Genomic DNA, 9,076 nt, shown 5'->3' on the forward strand with positions numbered 1-9,076 from the left:
GGCAAGGAATTCCTGGATCTGGTAGGTGATGTATTCCGAGATCATCAGCACGCGGCCGCCGCCGAGCAGGGCCGGCGTCACGAAGAAACCGAGCGAGAGCACGAAGACCAGCAGCGCGCCGGAAAAGACACCGGGCAGCGTCTGCGGGAAATAGACCGAACGGAAGGCCGTCCATTCGCTGGCGCCAAGGCCGCGGGCGGCGTCCGTATAGGAACGCGAGATCCCGCGCATGTTGGCCAGCATCGGCAGCACGGCGAAGGGCAGCATGACGTGGATCATCGCAATCAGCACGCCGGTCTCGTTGTGCATGAGTCGGAGCGGGCTGGTGATCAGCCCGATATCCCTGAGCGTGTCGTTCACCAGGCCGGAACGGCCGAGCAGCACGATCCAGCTGAAGGAGCGGATCAGCACCGAGACCCAGAAGGGCAGCAGAACCAGCGCGACCATCAGCGGGGTCAGGCGGCTGGCGAAATTCGAAATGGTATAGGCGACGATATAGCCGAGCAGCAGACAGCCGATCGTGGTGATCGCGGCGACCCGGAAGGTCAGGATGAAGCTGGTCTTGACCGCGTTCGATTCCGTCATCTTCACGTAGTTTCCGAACCCGAGATCCGGTTCGGTGACGGAGATCTCCCAGATACCGAGCACCGGCAGGATGTAGAAGATGATCATGATCGCCAGAGCGGGCAGCACCAGCATCCAGTAACGGGCCTTGTCGGTCAGGCGGGGCATGTCGGCTCCGGAGGGAGAAATCTGTCTGGGAAGGGCGGGACGGCAGCGAGGGGGTCTGCCGTCCCGCACTTGACGGCCGATCAGTTGATCAGCGCGTCCACATAGAGCTCTTCGGCGGCAATCTGGTTCTTCGCGTACCATGCGTCGTTGTACATGATCTGAGTCGCCAGATTCTCGGGGCTGGACGGGTTCCATTTCTGGAACGCTTCCGGCACCAGTGCGGCTGCCGCCGGGTTCGCCGGGCCGCATCCAATCTTCTCAAGCCACTGCACCTGAAGGTCCGGCGTCTGGGCATGGGCGATGAACTTCATCACCTCCTCGGTGCCCGCCGGGTTGCTTTTCGGCACCACCCAGATGCCGGGCGCGACGACGCCGCCGTTGAAGGTGACGGTGAAGGAACCTTCGTCCATCTGGTCCTTCAGCAGGTGGGCACGGGTCGACCAGATGTTGCCCATGGTGACCTCTTCCTGCAGGAAGAGGTTCTGGCTGTCGCTTCCGGAGCCCCAGACGATGACGTGCTCGCGGAGCTGGCGGAAACGGTCGATCGCCGCCTTGATGCCGTCGTCGGTGCCGAGCGCCTCGTAGACGTCCTTCGGCGCCACCCCCATGGACATGGTCGCGCTTTCCAGCATGCCGCGGACCGACTTGCGGAACGTGCGCATGCCCGGGAAATCCTTCGTGTTCCAGACGTCTTCCCAGCTCTGCGGCACATTGCCGCCGAGCAGCTTCGGATTGGACGCGAGGACATAGGAATAGACGTAGTTGGCGACGCCGTTGTTGTAGATCCCGCCCTCGAGCACCTTGCTCTTGTCGACGATCGAGTAGTCGATCGGCTGCGTGACGCCCTGCTGCTCCAGGATGATCGCCGAGCCGGCGCCGCTGTCGCAGAGGTCCCAGACCACCGCGCCGCTTTCGACCATCGCCCGGATCTTGCCGGCCGACGGGCCGGAGCCGTCGACGGTCACCTTGATGCCGGTTTCCTTGGTGTAGGTGTCGCACATGACTTCCTGGAGGATGTCCTTGGCCTGGCCGCCCCAGTTCACGACGATGATTTCCTTGGTGTTCGCCATCGCCTTGGCGCCGAGCGCGGGCAGGATGCCAAGCGCGCCCATGGCGGCGATGAAGCCGCGGCGGGTCAGAAGGCCCTGCTTGTAGCGTTCGACCGCGATCTCCGCGATGTCCGCCTTGGCTTCGAAATCGGTTGTCTCAGTCATTTGAAGCTCCTTGTTGCTGAAATGTCGGTCTTCTTGCTTTTGCGGGGCCGGTTCAGTCGGCCTCGAGAATGACGCAGGCGTCGGCATCCCAGCCGAAGCCGACCTCCAAGCCCGGCGCGGGATCGATCCCCGCTTTCCAGGTCGGGCAGGAGACGAGGATCTGGCCGAGGGCGCCGTGGGAGAGCAGCACCTGGCAGCGTTCGCCGAGATAGCTGACCTGCTTGACGGTTCCGGTCAGGAACTCCGAGCCGGCGGCGCCGATGCGAATGCGTTCCGGGCGCAGCGCGACCTCGGCGCTGTCGCCCATGACAATCCCATGCGCGGAGGCGTCCACCGGGAAACGGGCCTCGCCGGCGACGCATTCGAGCTGATCGCCGGTCCGCTCCTTGATGGTGACGTTGAGGAAGTTCGACTTGCCGAGGAAATCCGCAACGAACCGGGTGCGCGGCCGGTTGTAGAGTTCTCCGGGAATGCCGGACTGCTGGATCTTTCCATCCTTCAGGATCACGATCCGGTCGGACATCGAGAGTGCCTCGTCCTGATCGTGGGTCACGTAGATGAAGGTGACGCCGAGCTGATCGTGCAGCGCCTTCAGCTCCCACTGCAGGTCGGCGCGAAGCTTCTTGTCGAGCGCGGAGAGCGGCTCGTCGAGCAGGAGCACCTGCGGCTTGAAGGAGAGCGCGCGTGCGAGCGCAACACGCTGCTGCTGGCCTCCGGAAAGCTGGCTCGGCATACGGTCCGCGAATTCGCCCATCTGAACGAGATCGAGACATTCGTCGACGCGGGCGCGGATTTCGCTCGCCGGCCGCTTGCGCACCTTCAGCGGGAAGCCGACATTCTGCCGCACATTCATGGTCGGAAACAGCGCGTAGCCCTGGAAGACCATGCCAAAATCTCGGTGTTCCGGCGGCTCCTTGGTGATGTCGCGGCCGCGCAGCGAGACCGTGCCCTCGGTCAGGTCGGTGAAGCCCGCGATCGCCGTCAGCAGGGTCGTCTTGCCCGAGCCGGACGGTCCGAGCAGTGTCAGGAACTCGCCCTCGGCCACGTCGAGATCGACATGATCGAGCGCGTGCACGCTTCCATAGCGCTTTACCGAATTGCGGATCGAGAGGATCGGTTGGCTCATCGCGTGCGGGCGTCCTGTCGTTGATTGCGACCGGAGCCGTTCCGGCCAAACTCGACAGTCAGCAAATCACGCCGTCTCTAGAAGCCAGAAATTAATAATTGGCCCAAGAATATAATCTGAAATTATTCGTCAGATGTCCGTATGCGGCGGATGATGCCGCTTCAGGTAGTCGCCAAAGAAGCTCTGGAACTGCAGCGCGACGTTTGAAGTCGGAAAAAGATTGCAGGTGATGCTGTAGAGATTCAGCTTCAGCACGGGGTTGGTCGGCCGGACCGCCAGAGTGGTCAGGTCGCGCCCAACGAGGGCGAAACTGTCGACCAGGGTGACCCCGAGGCCGTTGAGTGCCATTTCCAGCGCCGTCGCCGTGTGACGGACCTCGCAGAAATAGCGGCGCTCCAGGCCCTGCTTCGAGAAGACCGGATCGATCAGCTGCCCGAGCGGCGTGTTGGCGGCGTAGGAAATGTGCTTCACGTGATTGAGATCGGTCACGTTGACCCGCTCGGAATAGGCCAGCTCATGGTCGGTCGGGCAGACGCACATCATCCGGCCTTCCGCGACCGGACGGACGGTCAGCACCGAGTGACGCGGCTGGGTGATCGAGAACCCGAGATCCGCCCGGCCGCTGACCAGGTGCTCGTTGATCTCGTCGATGCTGCCGAATTCGACCGAAAGCTTCAGCTTGGGCTTGTTACGGACGAACTCGGAGATCACCCGCGGCAGGATGCCGTGCCCGAGCGACGGCGTGGCGAAGAGATTGAGCCGGCCGACGGTTCCGCCGCGCAGCTCGTGAACGATGTCGTCGATCCTCTTCTGCTGCATGAAGAGATACTGCGCTTCCTGCGCAATGTGCTGCGCCTCGCGGGTCGGTGTCAGGCGCCCGCGCTCTCGCACGAAGAGCGGAAAGCCGATCAGATCCTCGGTATGGCGGATCATGTTGCTGACGGCGGGTTGGCTGACATTCAGCAATTCGGCGGCACGCGCCGTGGTACCGACCTCGATGACCGTGCAGATCACTTCCAGTTGCCGCGCATTGATCACGATAGAATAACCTTACCTTATTTTATTACCCTTCTAATTTATTTCACGGTGATATTCCGGCTGTCTAGCTCTAGAGAGGCAAAGATCAGCGGGAGTGGCCTCAATGAGCCGGAAGGAAGTGTTCGCCGTCGCCCAGATGGGGCCGGTTCATCTCAACGATACCAAGGCGGAGGTCGTCACGCGCCTGATCGAGATGCTCCGAGAGGCGCACGGCCGCGGCGCGAAATGGGTGACTTTCCCGGAACTCGCTCTCACGACCTTCTTCCCACGCTACATCTACGACACGCCGGAAGAATACGACGTCTTCTTCGAGGAGGGCCTCCCCTCCCCGGCCATGGCTCCCTTGTTCGACAAAGCCAAGGAACTCGGGGTCGGCTTCTATCTCGGCTATGCGGAGAAAATCATGGAAGGCGGCCAGTATCGCCGCTTCAACACCTCCGTTCTCGTCGGTCCCGACGGCAGCATCCTCGGGAAGTATCGGAAAATCCACCTGCCCGGCACGAAGGACCCGATCGGCGACCGCGAATTCGAGCATCTGGAAAAACGTTATTTCGAGGTCGGCAATCTCGGCTTCCCGACCTTCGCGACCCCGTCGGGCCGGATCGGCATGTGCATCTGCAACGACCGGCGCTGGCCGGAGACCTTTCGGGTCATGGCCCTGAAAGGCGCCGAGATCTTCATGCTCGGCTACAACACGCCGACGCGGAACATCCATCACCCGGAACCCGCCCATCTGCGCGAGTTCCACCACCGCCTCAGCATCGAATCCGCCGCCTACCAGAACGCGGCCTGGGTCATGGCCGCGGCGAAATGCGGCGCCGAGGACGGCTTTGCCATGATCGGCGGCTCCGCCATCGTCGCGCCGACAGGAGAGGTCGCGGTGCGCGCCGTCTCCGAGGAGGATGAAGTCATCACTCACAATTGCGATCTCGATCTCGGCGCCTATATCCGGCGCTCCGTGTTCGATTTCGCCCGGCACCGCCGGATCGAGCATTACGGACCGATCACCGCACAGACAGGCATAGAGGCAGCGGAATGACCTTCTCCATCGCAGGACGCTGTCTCGAGACCGGCCGCATCGGCTTCGCCGTCGCGACCTCCTCCGTCTGTGTCGGCGCCAGGGTCGGGGCGGTCACCGACGGCTGTGTCGTCTTCTCCCAGGCGCGGACAGATCCGCGCTTGCACAGCTTCGGTCTCGCGGCATGGCACCGCACCGCTGACGCCGGGCAGACGCTCGCCGCCATGCGCGATGCCGCGACCGCCCCGCACTGGCGCCAGCTCGGCGTGCTGCCGTTCAAGGGCACGCCGCTGCATCATACCGGCGCGTCCTGCCTGCCCCATTGCGGCGGGGAGATCGGGGAGAACTGCCTCGCTCTCGGAAATTTCCTCGGCACCGCCGAGGTCCTGCCGGAAATGGTCCGCGCCTTCGAAGCGGCGACCGGATCGCTCGAGGAGCGCCTGCAGGCGGGCATGAAAGCCGGCGAGGCCGCCGGGAGCGAGAAGGAGCCGTTGCAGTCGGCAGCCCTCAAGGTTCTCGGCAGCGACGATCTGATGGATGCCGACCTCAGGGTCGACTTTTCCACCGACCCGCTTTCGGATCTCGTGAAGCTCTGGCAAGACTGGGCGCCGAAGGCGGCCGCCTACCGCCTGCGGGCGACGGATCCGGATGCTGCGCCGTCGTCGGCTGAGGTTGAAAGGCGGTAGAAGCATAGGCATTTCAGAGGATAGTTTGTCCAACTGATGCAAAAGGTATTCTCGGACACTAAAGCTAATGCGTCCCGCTCGATGCCGCCAATCCGGCTCTACCGGTGAGGCCTCGCCGCGCTTCATCCGGTGACCTAACCCTCTCGATTCGGCTCAGGACGACTTGAAGTCACGCCGACTGATATCGCCTACAGATTACCAGAATCTCCGCCTCTCTATTCCAGATCTTCTTGCCTTGAGCGTGGGTTTCCCGATCCGAAGGAAGTTCGGCGCTTCCGCAGAATGCCGCTAATCAGGGAATGGTTATTGAAGCTGAGCGACAACGCTCCATCGACGTTGGTGTCTGGCATCCGAATTGGCCACGAAGCGCCAATTCGCGGGTACAGATTGCCTGAAGCCCGAGCGACAAATTTTCTGCTATCCTACGCTTACAACCGGGAAATTTCGCATCCGGTCAGTGCATCGAGAAGCCGGAACACGTCCTGATGACCACTGAATTTGCAGAACGCTACAAGCACAAGATTAAGACCGCCGAGGAAATCGCCGAAGTCATCGGTCCCCGCCCACGCAAAAAGAAGGTGATCATGTGCCACGGCGTATTCGACGTCGTGCATCCCGGGCATCTGCGCCACCTCATGTTTGCAAAGAGCAAGGCGGACATCCTGATCGCGAGCCTGACATCCGACCAGCACATCGCGAAAGGGATCTATCGCCCGCATGTTCCGGAACAGCTCCGGGCGATGAATCTCGCAGCGTTCGAAATTGTCGATTTCGTGGTGATAGACCCGAACTCTAAGCCGCTCGAGAACCTGCTGACCATCAAACCGGACCTTTTCGCCAAGGGGTACGAGTACACGGCGAGTGGGCTGCCACAGAAAACACAGGAAGAGGTCGAGACCGTTCAATCTTTCGGCGGTGAAGTGATCTTTACCCCCGGCGACATTGTCTATTCGTCATCGAAACTGATCGAGCTCGAGGCGCCGCGGATCCCGATGGAGAAACTCCTGATGCTGATGCAGCAGGAACAGTTCGGTTTCGACGACATGACCCGTGCCCTCAAGAGCATGGCGGGCCAGAAGGTCCATGTCGCCGGCGACACCATCGTCGACAGTTATACAGAAACCTCGATGATTGGCGGACAGACCAAGACGCCAACGATCAGCGTGCTTTATCAGGGGCGAAGAGACTATGTCGGGGGTGCCGCCATCGTCGCCAAGCATCTGGCGGCCGCCGGTGCGGACGTGACATTTTCGACAGTGCTCGGGGACGACGGTTACAAGGACTTTGTGCTTGCAGACCTGAAGGAAGCCGGGATCAAGCTGAAGCCGATCATTGACCCGACACGACCGACAACAAACAAGAACGCGGTCGTGGCCGGCGGTTACCGGCTCCTGAAGATCGACACTCTCGATAACTCGAGCGTTTCCGACGAAATCGCAGGCAAGCTTGCTAGACAGATCCGATCCACAACCGAAGGCGCCGTTGTATTCAGCGACTTCCGCCACGGAATTTTCAACCGCCGCACTATTCCGTCACTCGTGGCAGCCATTCGCCCGGGTATTTTCAAGGTCGCCGACAGCCAGGTCGCAAGTCGCTGGGGAAACATCACCGAGTTCAAGGGCTTCGACCTGATTACGCCGAACGAACGCGAGGCAAGGTTTAGCATCGCCGACCAGGACTCCGGCATTCGTCCACTGGCATCACAGATCTACGATGCGGCGGAATGCGGAACGCTGATCCTGAAACTCGGGGATCGAGGTGTCCTGACCTGTCGCAACTCCGATCATCACTTGCTCGATTCCTTCTTCGTTGTCGACAGCTTCGTCGATCACCTGGAAGACGCGGTCGGAGCAGGTGATGCTCTGCTTGCCTATGCCACCCTTGCCATGATGACCACCGGCAGCGCACCGATCGCGACCGTTCTCGGGTCCTTTGCCGCGGCCGTCGAATGCGAGCAGGACGGGAATGTCCCGGTTACCCCGGCGGACGTGCTGAAAAAGATCAACGCGATCCAGCGGCGCGCGAATTTCGAAAACTAGAACGGGACCACGGTCATGAGGGCACTTATCGTCGGCCTCGGCATCCAGGGCCACAAGCGGCGTCGCGTCGCGGGCGAGGAATGCATCGGGACCGTCGACCCGGTGCACGAAGACGCCGACTTCCGGACGCTTGAGGAGGTGCCGCTCAACCGGTTTGACGCGGCTCTCGTCTGTACCCCGGACGAGCCCAAATTCGGGCTCCTGAAATACCTGCTTGCTCACGGCAAGCATGTTCTGGTGGAGAAGCCCCTCTGGTTCTCCGACGAGAACCAGATCGACGAGCTCGCCGGGCTTGCCGCGGCGTCGGGTTCGGTCTGCTACACTGCCTACAATCACCGCTTTGAGCCGCATTTCGTCCGCATGCGTGACCTCATCACCTCCGGCACGCTCGGCGAGATCTATCGCTGCCGGATGTTCTATGGAAACGGCACGGCCCGGCTCGTCCGGGAATCCGCCTGGCGCGACACGGGCGCCGGCGTGTTGCCGGATCTCGGCAGCCATCTGCTCGATACGGCGCGCTTCTGGTTCGGCGATATCGCCGACGATTTCTCGATCATCTCCGCGGACCGTTTCGAAAACCGGGCGCCGGATCATGTGGTGATCGCATCCGGAAGCGCAGGACCGCGGATCGAGCTTGAGATGACCCTTCTCTCCTGGCGGAACCACTTCACCTGCGACATTTTCGCGGAGCTCGGCACCGCGCACATCGAGTCGCTCTGCAAATGGGGCCCGTCCCGCTTCGTCCACCGCCGCCGGGTCCTGCCCAGCGGACGCCCGCCGGAAGAGGCCGCGACCCTGGTCCAGGACGACCCGACCTGGGAGGCGGAATACGCCCATTTCAAAAAGCTTTGCGCCGGAGGCGGTGGCTCCAACCTGGAAAACGATCGCTGGCTCTATCGCTCGCTCGGGCGCCTTGCCGTCGAGATCGATGGAGCGGCCTGAGGACATGCCTGCCGGAATGAAAAAGCCCGTCATCGGGTTCGCCGGAATGACCCATCTCGGGCTGAATTCCGCCGTCGCCGTCGCGGATCTCGGTTTCGAGGTGATCGGCTTTGCCGAAACCGACGACGAGACGGCACGGCTCCGGCGCGGCGAGCTTCCTGTGATGGAGCCCGACCTGCCCGAAATGCTTGCCGCGAACCGGGACCGGCTGCAGTTCACCTCCAGTCCGACAGACCTTTCGCGTGCGGATGTCGTCTACATTTCGGTCGATGTTCCCACCG

The 9,076-nt window shown here is 62.0% G+C and carries 8 protein-coding genes and 1 pseudogene; 5 read left to right on the top strand and 4 right to left on the bottom strand.

Annotated elements, in window-relative coordinates; genetic code table 11:
* The 4 genes from JJ959_RS21020 to JJ959_RS21035 all read right to left on the bottom strand — a co-directional run.
* Positions 1–732: ABC transporter permease (locus tag JJ959_RS21020; protein ID WP_292888364.1), on the bottom strand; the 732-nt coding region annotated here is incomplete at its 3' end.
* A gap of 80 nt (positions 733–812) precedes the next feature.
* Entirely contained in the window at positions 813–1,946 is a 1,134-nt protein-coding gene (locus JJ959_RS21025; protein ID WP_292888367.1) for an extracellular solute-binding protein, read from the bottom strand.
* 52 nt (positions 1,947–1,998) lie between these two features.
* Positions 1,999–3,072: an ABC transporter ATP-binding protein gene (locus JJ959_RS21030; protein ID WP_292888370.1), complete on the bottom strand. Its 1,074-nt coding sequence runs from the start codon at positions 3,070–3,072 to the stop codon at positions 1,999–2,001.
* A gap of 129 nt (positions 3,073–3,201) precedes the next feature.
* The gene (locus JJ959_RS21035) at positions 3,202–4,110 is read right to left on the bottom strand and encodes a LysR family transcriptional regulator (RefSeq protein WP_292888373.1); all 909 of its coding nucleotides are present in this window, start codon (positions 4,108–4,110) and stop codon (positions 3,202–3,204) included.
* Positions 4,111–4,213: 103 nt separating this feature from the next.
* On the opposite strand from JJ959_RS21035, the gene JJ959_RS21040 reads away from it, so the two are divergent.
* The 5 genes and pseudogenes from JJ959_RS21040 to JJ959_RS21060 all read left to right on the top strand — a co-directional run.
* Complete coding sequence (locus JJ959_RS21040) at positions 4,214–5,149, top strand: N-carbamoyl-D-amino-acid hydrolase (RefSeq protein ID WP_292888375.1); 936 nt, start codon at positions 4,214–4,216, stop codon at positions 5,147–5,149.
* Positions 5,146–5,814: a DUF1028 domain-containing protein gene (locus JJ959_RS21045; RefSeq protein WP_292888378.1), complete on the top strand. Its 669-nt coding sequence runs from the start codon at positions 5,146–5,148 to the stop codon at positions 5,812–5,814. The genes JJ959_RS21040 and JJ959_RS21045 overlap by 4 nt, the downstream gene beginning before the upstream one ends.
* 485 nt (positions 5,815–6,299) lie before the next feature.
* Entirely contained in the window at positions 6,300–7,853 is a 1,554-nt protein-coding gene (locus JJ959_RS21050) for a PfkB family carbohydrate kinase (protein ID WP_292888381.1), read from the top strand.
* A 15-nt stretch (positions 7,854–7,868) separates the two neighbouring features.
* Positions 7,869–8,795 carry a Gfo/Idh/MocA family oxidoreductase gene (locus JJ959_RS21055; RefSeq protein WP_292888384.1) on the top strand — a complete coding sequence of 309 codons (927 nt, stop codon included), beginning with the start codon at positions 7,869–7,871 and terminating at the stop codon, positions 8,793–8,795.
* 16 nt (positions 8,796–8,811) lie between these two features.
* Positions 8,812–9,076, top strand: a pseudogene (locus tag JJ959_RS21060) (hypothetical protein); the annotation flags it as partial.

Origin of the sequence: Nisaea sp. (assembly GCF_017640745.1) — a bacterium.
Lineage (GTDB): Bacteria > Pseudomonadota > Alphaproteobacteria > Thalassobaculales > Thalassobaculaceae > Nisaea.